12 protein-coding genes and 3 other annotated features are annotated in these 17,085 nt (G+C 35.6%); of the genes, 2 read left to right on the top strand and 10 right to left on the bottom strand.

Annotation, left to right across the window (positions count from 1 at the left end; genetic code table 11):
- Positions 1-512: 512 nt before the first annotated feature.
- Positions 513-2,138: an ABC-F family ATP-binding cassette domain-containing protein gene (locus COO03_RS01640; RefSeq protein ID WP_097894742.1), complete on the bottom strand. Its 1,626-nt coding sequence runs from the start codon at positions 2,136-2,138 to the stop codon at positions 513-515.
- A gap of 125 nt (positions 2,139-2,263) precedes the next feature.
- Positions 2,264-3,436 carry a GNAT family N-acetyltransferase gene (locus COO03_RS01635; RefSeq protein ID WP_097894741.1) on the bottom strand — a complete coding sequence of 391 codons (1,173 nt, stop codon included), beginning with the start codon at positions 3,434-3,436 and terminating at the stop codon, positions 2,264-2,266.
- A gap of 333 nt (positions 3,437-3,769) precedes the next feature.
- On the opposite strand from COO03_RS01635, the gene COO03_RS01630 reads away from it, so the two are divergent.
- On the top strand, positions 3,770-4,306 hold the full coding sequence (locus COO03_RS01630) for a hypothetical protein (protein ID WP_097894740.1): 537 nt from the start codon (positions 3,770-3,772) through the stop codon (positions 4,304-4,306).
- 50 nt (positions 4,307-4,356) lie between these two features.
- Here COO03_RS01630 and aroA read toward each other — a convergent pair whose 3' ends face one another.
- The 6 genes from aroA to COO03_RS01600 form a co-directional block, all read right to left on the bottom strand.
- Positions 4,357-5,661, bottom strand: coding sequence for a 3-phosphoshikimate 1-carboxyvinyltransferase (gene aroA, locus COO03_RS01625; RefSeq protein ID WP_097894739.1), 1,305 nt, complete (start codon positions 5,659-5,661; stop codon positions 4,357-4,359).
- A gap of 17 nt (positions 5,662-5,678) precedes the next feature.
- A complete protein-coding gene (gene tyrA, locus COO03_RS01620) occupies positions 5,679-6,779 on the bottom strand; it encodes a prephenate dehydrogenase (protein ID WP_097894738.1) in 1,101 nt (366 codons plus the stop codon).
- On the bottom strand, positions 6,772-7,872 hold the full coding sequence (hisC, locus tag COO03_RS01615) for a histidinol-phosphate transaminase (RefSeq protein WP_097894737.1): 1,101 nt from the start codon (positions 7,870-7,872) through the stop codon (positions 6,772-6,774). The genes tyrA and hisC overlap by 8 nt, the downstream gene beginning before the upstream one ends.
- Positions 7,873-7,888: 16 nt before the next feature.
- Positions 7,889-9,061 (bottom strand): chorismate synthase, encoded by a 1,173-nt coding sequence (gene aroC / locus COO03_RS01610; protein WP_097894736.1) that lies wholly within the window; start codon positions 9,059-9,061, stop codon positions 7,889-7,891.
- Between the two features lie 52 nt (positions 9,062-9,113).
- Positions 9,114-9,348 (bottom strand) — a binding site (T-box leader).
- A gap of 9 nt (positions 9,349-9,357) precedes the next feature.
- Positions 9,358-10,434: a bifunctional 3-deoxy-7-phosphoheptulonate synthase/chorismate mutase gene (locus tag COO03_RS01605; protein ID WP_097894735.1), complete on the bottom strand. Its 1,077-nt coding sequence runs from the start codon at positions 10,432-10,434 to the stop codon at positions 9,358-9,360.
- A 139-nt stretch (positions 10,435-10,573) separates the two neighbouring features.
- Positions 10,574-10,808: a binding site (T-box leader), on the bottom strand.
- A 55-nt stretch (positions 10,809-10,863) separates the two neighbouring features.
- Positions 10,864-11,101: a binding site (T-box leader), on the bottom strand.
- Positions 11,102-11,211: 110 nt separating this feature from the next.
- Positions 11,212-14,739 (bottom strand): DUF4020 domain-containing protein, encoded by a 3,528-nt coding sequence (locus COO03_RS01600; RefSeq protein WP_097894734.1) that lies wholly within the window; start codon positions 14,737-14,739, stop codon positions 11,212-11,214.
- A 167-nt stretch (positions 14,740-14,906) separates the two neighbouring features.
- On the opposite strand from COO03_RS01600, the gene COO03_RS01595 reads away from it, so the two are divergent.
- Positions 14,907-15,335 (top strand): YndM family protein, encoded by a 429-nt coding sequence (locus tag COO03_RS01595; protein WP_373605232.1) that lies wholly within the window; start codon positions 14,907-14,909, stop codon positions 15,333-15,335.
- Between the two features lie 272 nt (positions 15,336-15,607).
- Here the strand turns inward: COO03_RS01595 and COO03_RS01590 are convergent, their stop codons facing one another.
- Positions 15,608-16,027, bottom strand: coding sequence for a GNAT family N-acetyltransferase (locus COO03_RS01590; RefSeq protein ID WP_097894732.1), 420 nt, complete (start codon positions 16,025-16,027; stop codon positions 15,608-15,610).
- A 393-nt stretch (positions 16,028-16,420) separates the two neighbouring features.
- A complete protein-coding gene (locus tag COO03_RS01585; RefSeq protein ID WP_097894731.1) occupies positions 16,421-16,957 on the bottom strand; it encodes a GNAT family N-acetyltransferase in 537 nt (178 codons plus the stop codon).
- Positions 16,958-17,085: the final 128 nt, after the last annotated feature.

The raw sequence follows: 17,085 nt of genomic DNA, 5'->3' as shown, positions 1-17,085 counted from the left end.
TATTAGTCAAAAAGTATGAAACAATCATATTAAATTTCCCCTCCCTTTCACTTCAAGTTCCCATTGAAGTCACATCTATCTTTTATATTATATCTATCGAAGCTGTTCCTCCCTAATAATGAGACATTCCCCAGTGTCTCGAACAGCTTTCCATCCCTAATTAAAATTGACATAAATTGTCCCCTTCCCTGACCATCTTGCGCTAACAAGATGGTCTGTTTTTTATCACCTATTACTGAATAATGCCCCTTATCCAGTAAACAACTATTCATTTATATAAATCCATTTTAATTTTTCAACATCTAAACCCCTGCTATGCAGAATAAAAAGTAACTTACTTTACTTCTCATGTGACAGGAAAAGGCCCTGGCCGCTTCTATGTATGGCCAGATGCTCTCCTCTCTCCCGCCTAAAAAGAGAAATTTTATGTCGGTTTTTTAATTGATTGTACATATAGTAAAAAAAAACAAACCCCTCGCTCTATTCTAAGTGCGAGGGGTTTGTTTTATAGATTATTTTCCTTGATACATTGCATCCACTTGTTTTTGAAGTTCTTCATTTTCTAAGAACTCATCGTATGTCGCTTCCTTATCGATTACGCCATTTGGTGTTACTTCGATAATACGGTTTGCAATCGTTTGTACGAACTGATGGTCATGAGATGTGAATAGTAATGTTCCTTTAAATGCGATTAAACCGTTGTTTAATGCTGTGATAGACTCAAGGTCTAAGTGGTTCGTTGGATCATCAAGTGTTAATACGTTTGCTCCGCTTAACATCATTTTTGAAAGCATACAACGAACTTTTTCTCCACCTGACAATACAGAAACATTTTTCTTTACTTCTTCACCAGAGAAGAGCATACGACCTAAGAAACCACGTAAGAAACTTTCTGTTTCATCTTGTGGAGAGAATTGACGTAACCATTCAACTAAGTTATATTCACTGTTCTCGAAGTACTTAGAGTTATCTCTTGGGAAGTAAGCTTGAGATGTTGTAACGCCCCACTTAAATGAACCGCTATCTGGCTCCATTTCACCCATAAGAATTTTAAATAATGTTGTCATTGCAATATCATTACGTCCGATAAATGCAACTTTATCACCTTTATTTAACGTGAAGTACACATTATCTAACACTTTTTCTCCATCAATCGTTTTTGAAAGACCTTCTACAGTTAATAAGTCATTTCCTACTTCACGCTCTGGTGTGAAGCCAACGAACGGATAACGGCGTGATGATGGTTTAATGTCATCTAATGTAATTTTATCTAATAACTTTTTACGAGAAGTCGCTTGCTTCGCTTTAGATGCGTTTGAACTAAAACGTGCAATGAAGTTTTGTAACTCTTTTACTTTCTCTTCTTTTTTCTTATTTGCATCTTGTGTTAGTTTCAATGCTAACTGGCTTGATTCATACCAGAAGTCATAGTTACCAACATATAATTGAATTTTACCGAAATCAAGATCCGCCATGTGCGTACATACTTTATTTAAGAAGTGACGGTCATGGGATACAACGATAACTGTATTTTCAAAGTTCATTAAGAAGTTCTCTAACCATTGAATTGCTTTTAAGTCTAAATGGTTGGTAGGCTCATCAAGTAATAAAATGTCAGGTTGACCAAATAGTGCTTGAGCAAGTAATACTTTTACTTTCTCTGCACCTGTTAACTCAGACATCTTTTTATCATGAAGATCTTCTCCAATGCCTAATCCTTTTAAAAGGATTGCAGCTTCAGATTCAGCTTCCCAACCGTTTAGCTCAGCAAACTCTCCTTCAAGTTCTGCAGCACGCATACCGTCTTCATCACTGAAATCTTCTTTCATGTAAATCGCATCTTTCTCTTGCATCACTTTGTAAAGACGTGTGTGACCCATAATTACTGTTTCTAATACAGGAAACTCTTCGTATTCAAAGTGGTTCTGTTTTAATACTGCTAAACGCTCACCAGGCGTAATATTTACATCGCCTGTTGATGGGTCAATTTCTCCAGATAAAATTTTTAGAAATGTTGATTTACCAGCACCGTTTGCTCCGATTAAACCGTAGCAGTTACCTGGTGTAAATTTTATGTTAACATCTTCAAATAATTTTCTGTCCGCAAAGCGCAATCCTACGTTACTAACTGTAATCATGTGGTTCCTCCAATTTTGATACTTTTATATATATACCTCACTTACTATAACATATTTAGCCATCTAAAGGTATATCAAATCGGCTTTCTATTTCAGCGAACGAAAATTTCTATTATAGAAAGTTCTTAAAAGAAATCATAAATAAACGGCTTATGTAATGGAATCAAATGTTCAAGTGCATGTACTTCTTCCTCTGTTCCTGAAATATAATCGATTTCATATAGCTCTAATGGACGCTTATATCCAAATAACATTGTTGATAACGTATTTATATCCAATTGAATTCCTGTATTTTGTAATTCCTTTCTTTCTTCATCATTAACAAATACAACTTCTTTATTTGTTAATGCAACCGTTTTATTATTCCACGGTGCAAATGAGTCGGAAATATGTAAGATTACATCATTTTTTTGATTATCCCATCCAAATGAATATTGTTTAAGAAAACTCTCTACATCAACAATTCGGGCCATAAAATATGGCATAATTTCAGCCTTCATTCGCGGTTCTTGCAACGTATATAATAATGGTTCTCTTTCATGTAGTACCATTTTGAGCTCTTTTATCATGGAATCATGCTGGCAAATAAAATTCCAAAGTCCATGTCTTGCTTCATTATTTAATGGAATAAATTCTTCTACTGTCATTTTTGAATCTTTTATCTCATAAAGAATGTAACCCATTGCCTCTTTTTCTTCACTATAATAAACCGCTACCGTAAGATCATGGTAAACCGATTGATTCCACCATTCTTTACTTCGCACTAACATACCGGAGAAACCTTTAGCAAATTGTTCATACACTTCACTTATTTCTTCAGAATGGGTATCTTTATTATAACGTTTGACCGTTCCCTTAACTGACTTTTGCATAACTAAATCTGCTTTTGTCAAAGAACATATAAGACGATTCGCAAAAAGTTCCCATCCGTATTTTCTATAAAAAGAAACCGCAAATGGATGTAGCATGGATACGCTATATCCACCGTCCTTCATTGTTTTTAATACATGTTTTAATAGCTCTTTTACATACCCGCTTCTTCTATACTCTGGATACGTTGCTACCTCTGCAATTCCACCCATTTTAAAAATCCCATCACCAATATTGATTTCAAGTGGAAGAAGGTGTAATTTTGCTGCTAGCTTATTTTCCTCAACAATTCCATATAACTGGTGATGCTCTCTCATTAACTTAAGGCGCTTTTCAAGTTGATCTTCTGGCACTTTATATTGAAAAGCGTATTCTGATAATTCTATCGCTTCACGGTAATGACTTTCTGCTAATTCAATTACTTTCATTATTTCATCCTCCTATTCCACTTATTTAATTCGAACTATTGCATGTAAAATCCTATATAAAATGAAAAAAGAGAAAATGCTTTATACATCTTCCCTAGTTCATTTATTTTCTAATTGCAGATTTATCATAAACGTACCCATCACTTTTATCCTGTCCACTGTATATTATATGAATTATAGACCTCGATACACCTACTGAAAATTCCTAACTTCTTATTTTCATACAAGTTACTTATCAATGAATTTTTAATCTCAGGTATATAATTCGGCCAAGTAAATCACTTTTATTTCCATTTATATACTCGAAAGCAAAGAAGGGAAGAATAAACCATTATGAATTCTTACTTTAATAAAATAGATAAATTAAATGCAACTCGGGATCCACTTCCCTCAAGAAGGAATAGGGATCCAAGGGAAGAAACTTCTGAATTCACAAGACTCTCTGCATTCAGAGCTATCAACATGTCTACCCTTCAACAAATACCCGCCAATACTACTGCTAAAGTTTTATATCCTCATATAGAATTTGATTTAGCAAATGAATTCAACTCAGCTGCATCCACGTTCATTCCTGAAACAAGAGGTGTATACTCATTGACTGCAAGTATTCTTTTCTCACCGAATAATTTCAATGAGGGCTACAGAGGAAGAATAAGTATTCAAGCAAATGGTCATGAGGTAGCTGCTAATAATGATTTCTTTGGAGCAAATATCAAGATTAAAAATATCATAACCGTTTCTACCATTACTCAATTACAACGTGAGGACATCGTTGAAGTATTTTTTATATCTAGCGTAGCTGGTACAATCAATTTACTTGATAGTATTACACGTTTTGAAGGAGCTAGATTCCCTTCCCCATCAATTTAAATGAAAACGTCTATAACAATAGTAAAAATAGTTGTTATAGACGTTTTATTTTATGCCTTTTCTAATTCAGTTTGTAGTTTACTTAGTTCCTGAAAGAACGTAGGATACGAAACTCCAACGGTCTCCGCATCTTCAAGTACTGTTTTATTATCTGCTATACAGCCTGCAATCGCCAGCATCATTCCAATTCGATGATCCCCATGACTATTTACTGTACCGCCCTTCAGCGCGGACTTACCGTAAATAACCATTCCATCATCCGTCGCTTCAATTCGTGCTCCTAATTTTGTTAATTCGGCCACAACCGTATCGATACGATTTGTTTCTTTTACTTTCAGTTCATGTGCATCTTTAATAACTGTAATCCCTTCTGCTTGTGTTGCCGCAAGCGCAATGATTGGAATTTCATCAATAAGCCTTGGAATTATTTCTCCACTAATTTCGATTCCTTGAAGTGATGACGTTTCAATTGTAATATTCGCAGCGGGTTCTGATGCATCCTTATGAATGGAATGAATTTCTAACTTAGCACCCATTTTCTTAAGAACATCTATAATTCCCGTACGAGTCGGATTCATACCAACGTTTTGTAAAACCAGTTTACTATTTGGAATCACCGCTCCTGCAACTAAGAAAAATGCCGCTGATGATACATCGCCAGGAACTTGGATATCTGTCCCGATTAATTGTTGTCCACCAGCAATTTTTACGGTTTTGCCCTCACGAGTTACTGTCACACCAAATGCCTCGAGCATTCTTTCCGTATGGTCTCGTGAAATGTGCGGCTCTGTAACACTTGTTACACCTTCAGCAGTCAATCCTGCGAGTAGAATGGCCGACTTCACTTGCGCGCTTGCTACAGGCGAAACATATTCAATTGCTTTTAAACCACCGCCCCGTATTGTAAGCGGAGTAAACGTCCCTTCTTCTCTACCATCAATTTTTGCCCCCATAAGTCTAAGTGGATTCGTTACACGTTTCATTGGTCTTTTTCCAATTGATGAATCACCTTGTATACAGGAATGAAAAGACGTATTTGCAAGTATCCCGGATATTAATCGTATCGTTGTACCAGAATTCCCTACATCTAACACATTTTTAGGTTCTTGTAACCCTTCTAATCCTTTTCCATTTACAACTACTTCATCACCGTTTTGTGAGATTTCTACTCCCATTTCTTTAAAACAAGCAATAGTGCTTAAACAATCTGCACCAGGTAGAAAACCTTTAATGGTTGTTTTGCCTTGTGCAATCGCTCCAAACATGACAGCACGGTGTGAGATAGACTTATCTCCAGGGATTGTAATGGTTCCCTTTAATCCGTTTTTCACATTTTGTACGGTTTGTTCTTTCATAGGCCATTCTCTCCTTATTACATTGTTTCATATGTTTGATATTCTTCTTTTTGTAATGCTATCGTCGCCTTTAGACGATCTTCTTCTCTTTGGAAACTAATGCGAAGCACACCAAGTAATCCTTCTCGCGCTTCTAATATTTGCAAGTTCGTAATACTAATTTCTTTCTGTGCAAGAATACTTGTAATATGTGCTAATGCCCCAACTTTGTCTAAAACATCAACATATAAATCATGATAAGCTGGAATTGCACCACTTTTTCGAACTGGTAAAGAGTCACGGTATTCTTTAGCGTTTGCAAAATAGTTTTGTAATTCATTCGCATCGCCTTTAGAAACTGTTCTATATAACTCTTCCATTTCTGAAATCCATTCTTCTAGTAGCTGCAATAAATGCCCCTGATTTTGTCTGACAATATCACTCCACATTTTCGGACTACTTGATGCAATACGTGTAATATCTTTAAATCCACCAGCAGCAAGTTGATGAATGAGCGGATTATCTCCAGCATGCTTTTCAACTTGTTTCACTAAGCCCGCCGCAATTAAATGAGGAAAATGACTTACAATGCCCGTTACATAATCATGTTCTGCCGTATTCAATACGAGAAAATGAGCTCCTGTTCCTTTTAACCATCCTTTCAGTTCTTCTACTCGATGATTTTCTACATGACTCATTGGTGTTAAAATATAAAATGCATTTTCAAACAAATGTGCCTTTGCACTTTCAACTCCTGTTTTGTGAGACCCCGCCATCGGATGTCCCCCAATAAAAGAAATGCCTTCTGGTAATAAAGCTGACGCTTCATTCATGATTTTTCCTTTTGTACTTCCTACATCTGTAACAATTACATCTTCACGTAAATCATATAATGCGAGCTGACGTAATAACTTTGTTGTTTCTTCAACTGGGGAGGCAAAAATAATTAATTCCGCCTCCTCGCAAGCAGTTTGTAAATCTCTTGCTATTTCATCAATTACATAAAGTTCTTTTGCTCGCTCCACTTGTTCACTATGAATGTCATAGCCCGTAATCATTACTTCATGTTTTCTTTTAATCGCTAATGCAAGCGAACCACCAATTAATCCTGTACCAATTAATAAAACTTTTTTACACATTTGCCTCATCTCGAAACTTGTTTTTTCTATTGGTAAAGTGCTGTTTTAACACTGAAATCACTCCCTCATTCTGTTCTCTCGTCCCAATTGTAATACGAACACCGTTTGGAAACGGACGAATAATAAAGCCTGCATGTGCACATCGTTCATATATTTCCCCAGCATCATCTACTGGCAAAAAGATAAAGTTTGTTTGAGATGGATAAAACGGAATCTCATTCTCGTTACAAAAACGTTCATATTGCTCTATTCCTTCGCGATTTATACGAACAACTTCCTGAATGAATTCGGCGTCAGTACAAGCAATTGTTGCTGCCTTTTGCGCAAGGGAAGAAACATTGAAAGGCAGACGAACAACATTTAACTTCTCAATCAATTCTTCCTGTCCAATTGCATACCCAATGCGAAATGATGCTAAACCATATGCTTTAGAAAATGTTCGCAATATAAGAAGGTTCTTATATTTTTTCAATAGCGGTATTGTTTCTGGAAAGTCTTTCGCTGTGACGTATTCATAGTACGCTTCATCAATTACAATTAGCGTATCGTCATGTACTCTATTTATAAATTCACTTAATTTTCTGTCATCAATATATGCGCCCGTCGGATTATTCGGATTACAAATCCAAATCATCTTTGTCTTTTCATCGGCAGCTAAAGCAATTTCCTCTAAGTCATATATTCCATCTTTTAAAGGAACTTCTTTTACTTCGCATCCTTCAATCACTGCATGATGGTAATATTGAGGGAAAGTTTCTCCTGCTGTTACAATATTATCGCCCGCGCGGAGCACAGTACGGCTTATAATTTGAATGACCTCATCAAGTCCACTTCCACATATAATTTCTTCCTTTTGAACTTGTAGTTTTGCTGCAATCGTTTGGCGAAGTTCCAGCGCTCCTCCATCAGGATATAAAGCATGTTCATGCCACGTTTTTTGTAATTCTTCCATAACACGCGGTGAACAGCCAAATGGATTTTCATTTGATGCTAATTTTACAAACGAATGATCTCCATACACTTCTTTCATCTGCTCTGGTGATTTACCTGGTTTGTATGGCTGTAATGATGATAACTGCTCTTTTACCTTCATACGTCATCCCTCCTTTTTAAAATTCTTTTGCATATTTGTTATGCTGCATCATATTTTTCGTAATTAATTCCATGCGATCTTTTCCGAATTGTTCAACTAATGCATCTGCAAGTTCCCATGCAACAACAGCTTCTGCAACAACACTTGCAGCTGGAACTGCACAGCTATCAGATCGCTCAATGCTAGCTTGGAACGCTTCTTTCGTATCAATATCTACACTTGCAAGTGGTTTATATAATGTAGGAATTGGCTTCATAACACCTCGTACAACAATCGGCATTCCTGTTGTCATACCACCTTCTAATCCACCGGCGTTATTTGTTTTTCTTGTATATCCTTTTTCTTCGTCCCAAATAATTTCATCATGCACCGAGCTTCCCGGCTGCCTTGCTGCCTCAAACCCAATGCCAATTTCAGCGCCTTTAAAAGCATTAATACTCATAATGGCTCCTGCTAACTTTGCATCTAGTTTACGATCATAATGTACGTAGCTTCCAACGCCAATTGGCATTCCTTCTGCAATGACTTCTACAACTCCGCCAATTGAATCGCCGTTTGCTTTCGCACTATCAATCGCATCCATCATTATTTGCTCTACTTCTTTATCTAGGCAACGAACAGATGAATTTTCTGTAATTGTTTGGATTTCCTCTATTGATAATTGGCCTACATGGTTTGCTTTTACCCCACCAATTTCAAGGACATGCCCTGCAATTTGTACACCTAATTCTTTTAAAATTTGTTTTGCGACCGCACCAGCAGCCACCCTCACTGTCGTCTCCCTTGCAGAAGAACGCTCTAAAACATTTCGTATATCCCGGTGACCATATTTAATTGCACCGTTTAAATCCGCATGTCCTGGACGTGGTTTTGTGATTGTACGTTTCATTTCTTTACTTTCTTGCTCTGAAATCGGTTCAGCTCCCATTACTTTCGTCCAATGTTTGAAATCGTCATTTTTTACAATTAATGTAATCGGCGAACCAAGCGTGATTCCGTGACGCACACCGCTGACAATCTCCACTGTATCTGTTTCAATTTGCATACGTCTCCCGCGACCATGCCCTTTTTGTCTTCTTAATAATTCCTTATTAATATGTTCTGCTTGTAACGATAATCCTGCAGGTACACCTTCTAAAATAACAGTTAACTGCGGACCATGTGATTCTCCGGCTGTAATATATCTCATTTCTCTTACCCCTTTATTATTTTTTGTACAAAAAAGTCCCTACTGAGCTCTCAGTAGGGACGATTATTATCGCGGTACCACCCTAATTGTAGACTACATTTGTCTACCTCTTATCATTGTTAACGATCTATTAGACCGTCTTTCCCTTCATAAAGACTCTTATCTTTACTACGAAAAAGATGCTCTAGGGCTGTAATTCATGCTTATCTTTGTACTGATTCTCAGCATCCATCAGCTCTCTATAAACAGGGAGATAAGCACTACTGTTTCCCTTTCTTCGCATATTCAATATGGAATTACGATAATTTATTTTTGAATCCTTTTAACTCTTCCATGAATTTATGGAACTCTGGAATATCCATTTGCTGCGCTGAATCAGATAACGCAACTGCTGGGTCTGGATGTACTTCTGCCATGACTGCATCTGCTCCAATTGCTAACGCCGCTTTTGCAGTAGGTAACAATAAATCTCTGCGTCCTGTTGAATGTGTTACATCCACAACGACTGGTAAATGTGTTTCTTTCTTTAAAATCGGCACTGCAGAAATATCTAACGTATTGCGCGTTGCTCTTTCGTATGTGCGAATACCACGTTCACATAATATAATTTGATCATTTCCTTGTGCAATGATGTATTCCGCTGCATTAATGAACTCATCGATTGTTGCTGCTAAACCGCGTTTTAATAATACAGGTTTATTGACTTTACCTACAGCTCTTAATAGATCGAAGTTTTGCATGTTTCGCGCTCCCACTTGGATTACATCGACGTAATTAAGAGCCATTTCTACATCGTTTGGATTTAAAATTTCACTAATAATCGCTAAATCGAATTCATCAGCCACTTGGCGTAAAATTTGTAATCCTTCAACCCCAAGCCCTTGGAAATCGTAAGGTGACGTTCTTGGTTTGAAAGCACCGCCGCGCATTAATTTTAGCCCTTGTTCTTTCATCGCTTTCCCTACTTGGCGAACTTGATCTAAGCTTTCTACAGCACAAGGTCCCATGATGAATGTTTGTGTTCCATTTCCTAGTAATTCACCTTTGACATTAACAATTGTATTTTCTTTTTTCTTTTTACGTGAAACAAGCAATGCTTTACGATTGTCATCTTCTTGCAACTCTAAGCTCGCTTTGAAAATTGTTTTGAAAATGTGCTGAATTGTCGAAGTTTCGAATGGTCCTTCATTATGTTCTGCAATCATATCCAGTACTTCACGCTCACGTACTGGATCAAAACGCTTCGTACCTTGTACTTGCTTTTGTTCTCCAATCTTTTGAACAATTTTACCTCGCTTATTTAAAAGCTGTAATAATTGTAAATTGATTTCATCCACCTGTTTACGTAATTGTTCTAACTCATGATTTGCCATTTTATAATCCTCCTCTATTGTTTTAAAAATATGGTAAGAGAATAAAAATTCCCTATTTTCTGAATCAGCAAGCTATACAAATTTATTATGAGATCGATACCGCCTTTTATGTGTACAAAAAATCCCTACTGATCTATTCAGTAGGGACGATAGTTATCGCGGTACCACCCTAGTTGTAGACTCATTTCATCTACCTCTCTTCACTGTTAACGATCTATTAGACCGTCTTTCCCTTCATAAAGACTCTTATCTTTACTACGAAAAAGATGCTCCAGGACTGTAATTCGCACTTGTTTTTGTACTGGTTCACACCAACCACCAGCTCTCTGTTACAGGGAAACAACTACTACTCCTTTTCCTTTCACGGCATTTCATATTTCATTTTCAAGTTGGACCACAAAAGTGCAAAAAGTCCCTACTGATTCAATCAGTAGGGACGATAGTTATCGCGGTACCACCCTAGTTGTAGACTTATTTCGTCTACCTCTCTTCACTGTTAACGATCAATTGACCGCCTTTCCGTTTTAAAGAATATACAAATCATCTTTAATCCGAAAAAGATGCTCCAGGACTGTAATTCACGTTTATCCCTGTACTGATTCACACCAACCATCAGCTCTCTGTTACAGTACGATAAGCACTACTGTGATCCCTTCATTACATTTTGTTTATTCAAATGTTTTTGAAATTGAATAAGTATGATTCGTATTATAGAACGCTCTTTTAAATATTGTCAACAGCTTTTTATTGATTTTTTAAAATTCCACTCTTCCCCTATCATTCTTCTTGTAAATTTGCCATTACAATTCCAATACGAATCATTTCATTTTGAATAGATATGAATAAGTCATGCTCCACCTGAGAAGCTACTAATATTTCTTTTATCTGAATGATTTCACTTTCAACGGAATACGCTTCTTGAAGGGTTTGCAGTAATACAAAAAACAATTTTGCATACGATTGTACATGATATTTCACGCTTTCCCTCTTTTTAAGAATAATCGTAAATAACTCCTTTGTTTCCTCTTGTTTGTAGTGTTCTAACGGTAGTGGAAAGCTATTAAGAATGATATGTAATCCTTTTTCCGCGACTTCATTCATACATAAAACAAAGCGTAAAAACATGACATATTCTCTACCCGTTATTATGCTCATCTTTGGACGTTCCCTTAAAAATCTAGATAACCAAGAGTCCCAAAATTTTTGTTGTTCTCGTACACTTAATGTTTTTACATAATAACATAAATGCTCTATAAACTTGATTTTGTCATTTTCTTTTTCTTGTATAAAAATTGGGTATACCCAATCTGTTCTCTGTCCCCAATATAATACACATTTAATAAATACAAAACTTAACCACTTTAAAAATACTTGTTTTGTATGCGGATGTAGTAAATTTAAATGCTCAACTGCATATTTAATATATCTCTTTATCTCTGTAAATAACGGCAAATTAATTTGTGTATAGCATAGTCCTGCCCACGCATACTTTATCGCTTCATTTTCTTTTTTTAAATCGAGATAAGGTAAAAGGTATTTTCTACACCACTGTTTCTCAATATGATACAAAAATGTTACATCAGCAGTTAATCGCGCAAACATAAAATTGGTACACTCAGATGCTCTTTGCACCTGCTCTTCAAATAAAAATAAGTACTCATATATATTTCGGTCATATAAGTGATCATACGCGAGCAGCTTTAATAATACCGACGTCATTTTCCCTACTGGATGTTGGATAGACGCATTATAAAAATCCTGTTCTCCTACCTTGAAATTGGCAGCCCCCTTCATGACTTGAGGAAATAAGGAAAAAGCAAAACGTTTCACAGCTCGTATACTATTCTCCTCAAATTCTTCTAACCGATTACTAATTTCATATAGAAAACTACTAATCAACCAATGAAAAACTGTTTTGCGAACAAACTGTTGCAACAGTGGAATGATTTTTTGTATTTGCTGATTTGTCAGCTTCCGATTATTTCTCCATTCCCTAATGCAAACGAACCAAACCTCATTGCTTACCTGATGCTCTCCTACTAGTTGATACGCAAGCGAAATACTCCAATCCGTATTCAATTTACACGCTTTTGATAACATTTCTAAAAAATGACGCTGTTCAAAAATACCGTCATTTGAAAATAACATAACTTGCTTCTTTATCTCATGCTCTTTCAACCGTAATAATCCATCCGCTGTTACGTTACATATAATACTTTGCGCAATCACTTCTTCTTTTTTCTCACTGTATCGATCTGAAGAAAAATGAGGATGTTTTTGCTTCATGATGTTATACGCTTCTACTGTACAATTACTATTTGAATCACATGTATACAGTAAATCTAATACAAGGCAAGCATCGAATGCTCTTTCTTTTATAAGCTGCTTCATCACCTTTTGGAGTACTTCTTGCTTTGTTTCTTCTAGAGCAACTGGATAATGTTTCTTTAAAAATTGAAACACTTCATGTTTATATGTAAAGTCTAAAAGTAATCGTTGATGTAGTAACCATTTTAATTTTTCATCAGCAGCTACAAATCTATTTTTACTCATTGCTTCAATCGCAATTCGCTTTTGCAATATACTATCTGCTCCGATCATTTGAGCGATATAATACGAAGCCTTTTCCTTGTTATTTTCACACAAATAGGTAAGACACTCGTTTATAATCCGAATTAAAAATGTGAAGTCCTTTGGCTGTAAATCATGCTCTGAAAATTCCATCGTATTATAAAGAACACCGTCTCTTTTTTGTAATGCCGCTTGTTTTAACGATAGCATCTGAATTTTTTCTAATCCCATGACCATAATAGGGTCTGCAAAATACGAAATGTGTGGTTTCATTTTTTCATCCCAAATCCGCTGCACATGTGAAAATACAGGAACCGATAAACGACTTGATTCTTCTAATTCAATTGAATCTTGCATGTCATTTTCCCATCTTCTCACACGTTTAAGTTTAATTTTCCCGTCCAAAATAAATGTTAATAATAATACGCTGATTTCTTTATGCTCTGGAAAAGAACATTTATATAACAAATAGGAAATTTTCTCTATAGAATGACTATTATTTTCAGCTGTTTCTAATAAAAGCAACGTCCATTTTGTAAATAATAAAGGTTCCATTGGCTTATTCGTTTCCTTTAAATATATACATATTGTTTGCCATAACAACGGAGATATTTTGGAATGATTTTTAAAAATAAGCTGGAATAGTTCTTTTTGATGACTGAAAAGAAAATGCTCAACAAGCCACTCAGCAAGCAATTCATCTGCTTCATCATAACGAGAGCTGATCAAAAATAAATTTTGAAGTTTCCCCTCTGCCTCAAGCCATTCAACCCACTCATAATCTCGAGCAAATTCTACAAAATACCTAAGCGTTTCAATCTTTTTGATCGATTGCTTTATATACGATAGTTGTTCTTGTTCAAGCGATGGCGGGACTGTCACAATATCACGAATCCGCATCCTTTTTGTAATATAATTATCCCCCATTAATTCAGCCCAGCGTTTCACCGCTTTAACAAGCGCCTGATGATTATTTGCTTTATTCGGGTAAACAATCGGACTTATCCCTAAATGTTCCCAATGATAAGTATTGTCACCTTGTGCGACAAAAGCATAGCGCCTTGTACTCGGCGGCAAACCTGTTGCCAAATACTTCATTACCGGATCATTATGGCTATATCCAATGAACAAAACTGTATAATTTGAAAATAAATCAACTAAAAATCTTCTTGCCCATCCCTCTGTCAAGTAAGCCCTTCCAAAGTCACCATCAGTTAATATTAAATTCTCTTTTTCCTGTTCAATATTTCCATGTATATATGCTAAACCTTTAAACGATCTTCCTGTCGGCAAGGCAGGTGCATAATAAATATTAAAATTCCGTTTCATTTCTTGAATTACAGTTGTAAAATGCTGATCAAAATTTGTTGTTACAATACGAACATCAGTATCCTCTGAAAAAAGTCGCAAAATTGCATAATGTAATGGATTGGGCTTCGATTCTTTCACATTTACAAGATCTTTTGCAGCTTGATGTACATCTTTCGTCCTTGCAATTTTCCCAAGATAATAATCATGCGGTTCTGTTATTTCACGCTTTTCGACATATAAAGCCTCAGCAATTTCATCAACTAAATCATCGAAGTTTGGTAAGTTTGATTTCCCTTTCATAGAAACTCCTGCTCCAACAAATAATACAAGTTTTCCTTGCTCAAGATTATCAAATAGTTCTTCTGGAATTTCTACTTCTGAAGTAATCCACATCTGGATTCCCTCCTTACCTAAAAATGTCATACACTCTCATTTTACTATAACATTTTTTGTTTATATTTTTAATATTCCAGCAAATGATCCAACATGAAAAATTTTACTTTTCAAGCCAACAAAACAATATGAAGTGTATGAACTTCTCATTTTATAGGAAAACTATGTAGAGACGGGAGGTGTACACGTTGAGTAATATGGCTGTAGTGCTTATCAAATTTATATCGTGTATCATTGCTTTTGCTTTTGGACTTGCTTTATTTTTTCCTGCCACACTTCTTCAAATCATTTCCTTTAGTCTATTTGTAACGATTGTGTCTTACATGTTTGTTGATAAAATTATTTTAGAGCGCATTGGCAACTCAGCTGCCATTATGAGTGATTTCTTGTTAACCTATTTAAGTGTGTGGATTTTTGGCAATATTTTATTGGACAATTACATCCAAATTGCGTGGGGAAGTATTCTTTCCGCTATTGTCTTTACAGTATCTGAAGTATTTGTTCATCGTTTTTCTCATCCGCATGAGCGATATAAAAACGAAAGAATTAATATGAATGGCCGATTCGCATATGGAACTGAATTTGCTGAAGAACAGAACATATTAGATAAGGATAAGAAGAAATAAGAAAAAAACGGCATTGTATCTATATAAGGGGTTCGGTTTTGAAGTGCAAAATTCGAGATTTCAGGGCTTTTAGCATTTAAATTCGCATAAAGAATGACAAACTATTTGAAAAGTAAATTAGCACAAAAAAGCTTGGAGACTGTTATGACTCCAAGCTTTTTATTTGCATGACTTTTTTGAAAGAAAGCACCCGATAGCTTAACAAAGTTGTTTGGAGAAAAATGGTTTTAACATTGATTGATTTTTTTCGAAAATTATTAAAAATATTATGTCTATTTTTTCGAAATGACAGTAAACATCCCTGTCATATTAGGCGAGAAGTCTTTAAAATTATATTTCTCATAGAACGGTTCTTTACCTTCAGATGCAAACAAACCAACAAATGCCTTGTCCGGGGCATTTTCATTTAAATATTCAATCAAAAGATTCATTATTTCATTTCCAATACCATTTTTCTGATAATCTGGATGAACCACTATATCTTGGATATAGAAATAAATAGCCCCATCACCAACAATTCTGCCCATACCCACAACCTGTTCATTATCCTTGACTGTGATGCAGTGAATAGAATTTCTTAGGGAAGTATCTGCCACATCAAAATTCATATAATTAGTCCATCCCACAGACTCACACAAATATTTGTATTCCTTCAATGTGGGAATATTATTTTCAAACTTATAGTTTTTCAAAATGTTTCCTCCAATGTCTCAAACTTCACCAAAGTATAATATGCTTTCTTTTATTTTAACATAAATATCCAATAAGCCTTCTTAAAATTAGCCACACAATTCGCATCAAAATTAACATATGAATTTGCACACTGACAATTACTTCTGGCAGCCTCTCAAAAGGGTTGCGAATAATTGTACAAATTCGCCCTTCATTCGTTTAAAAATCCTTTTATAATAACAAAAAAAGACAGTCTAATTCAGTTACGAATTGGACTGCTAATTGGTATGCTAATTTAGTTTTTGTACTCGAAAACCGAACCCGTTAGTATTTGTAATGACGCCTTTTTATCATACATGGCTTCCTTTTGCATATCTAACACAAGTAACGCCTTCATTCGTTTCACCTGTCCTTTATATGTTATATTCCATCATCCAGCAATCTTCTAATTTCTCTTCATGTAGCTCATGTTCCTTTAATTTTTTCACCTTTTTAAATCCGCACTTTTCATAACAGCGAATGGCACGTTCGTTAGCTACTCTTGGGTCCATCGCTATCGCTTCAGCACCTAATTCATCGATGATATATGTAACCATAGCTTGTACAAGTTCTGTTCCAATTCCTCTATTCCAATATATTGGCTCTCCAATAAACTGGTCCATCCCCCATACATTTTGATTTTCTCTATACCCATATAACTCTTTCCATTCTGAATCTATCGGGTACATTTGCACATAACCAATTCGTTCTCCAGCGTATTCTACTAAACATCTTTTCTCGTCACTCTTTGGATTATGGATAAAATACATATGAACTTTCTCAAGAGATTGTGGTTTATCTCGTCCTTCGTAATACTGTAAAACTTCTGAATTGGTTAACCATTTTGAAATGATATTTGCATCATCTTCTATTACATATCTCATAGATAATTTCCCTTTTTGAAATAACATATTCAACCTCCTTCATCGCATTATAATATTCTAGATTCATTGAGTTAACTCCTCTGATTATATATACATCAATTAAAAAGCCGACATAAAACCCTTCTTTTTAGGTGTGAGAGAGCATCTGGCCATGC

It is taken from the genome of Bacillus sp. AFS098217 (genome assembly GCF_002551815.1).
In the GTDB taxonomy this organism is placed as follows: Bacteria; Bacillota; Bacilli; order Bacillales; family Bacillaceae_G; genus Bacillus_A.
Note: the sequence above shows the minus strand (reverse complement) of the source record. Positions and strands in the feature narration are given on the sequence as shown.

Excerpts from the sequence above, each read along its gene's own strand:
- COO03_RS01585 (WP_097894731.1), bottom strand. The coding sequence starts at position 16,957 with ATGTTATTTCAAAAAGGGAAATTATCTATGAGATATGTAATAGAAGAT.
- COO03_RS01600 (WP_097894734.1), bottom strand. The coding sequence starts at position 14,739 with ATGACATTTTTAGGTAAGGAGGGAATCCAGATGTGGATTACTTCAGAA.
- COO03_RS01640 (WP_097894742.1), bottom strand. The coding sequence starts at position 2,138 with ATGATTACAGTTAGTAACGTAGGATTGCGCTTTGCGGACAGAAAATTA.
- COO03_RS01630 (WP_097894740.1), top strand. The coding sequence starts at position 3,770 with ATGAATTCTTACTTTAATAAAATAGATAAATTAAATGCAACTCGGGAT.
- hisC (WP_097894737.1), bottom strand. The coding sequence starts at position 7,872 with ATGAAGGTAAAAGAGCAGTTATCATCATTACAGCCATACAAACCAGGT.
- tyrA (WP_097894738.1), bottom strand. The coding sequence starts at position 6,779 with ATGTGTAAAAAAGTTTTATTAATTGGTACAGGATTAATTGGTGGTTCG.
- COO03_RS01595 (WP_373605232.1), top strand. The coding sequence starts at position 14,907 with ATGGCTGTAGTGCTTATCAAATTTATATCGTGTATCATTGCTTTTGCT.
- COO03_RS01635 (WP_097894741.1), bottom strand. The coding sequence starts at position 3,436 with ATGAAAGTAATTGAATTAGCAGAAAGTCATTACCGTGAAGCGATAGAA.
- aroC (WP_097894736.1), bottom strand. The coding sequence starts at position 9,061 with ATGAGATATATTACAGCCGGAGAATCACATGGTCCGCAGTTAACTGTT.
- COO03_RS01605 (WP_097894735.1), bottom strand. The coding sequence starts at position 10,434 with ATGGCAAATCATGAGTTAGAACAATTACGTAAACAGGTGGATGAAATC.
- aroA (WP_097894739.1), bottom strand. The coding sequence starts at position 5,661 with ATGAAAGAACAAACCGTACAAAATGTGAAAAACGGATTAAAGGGAACC.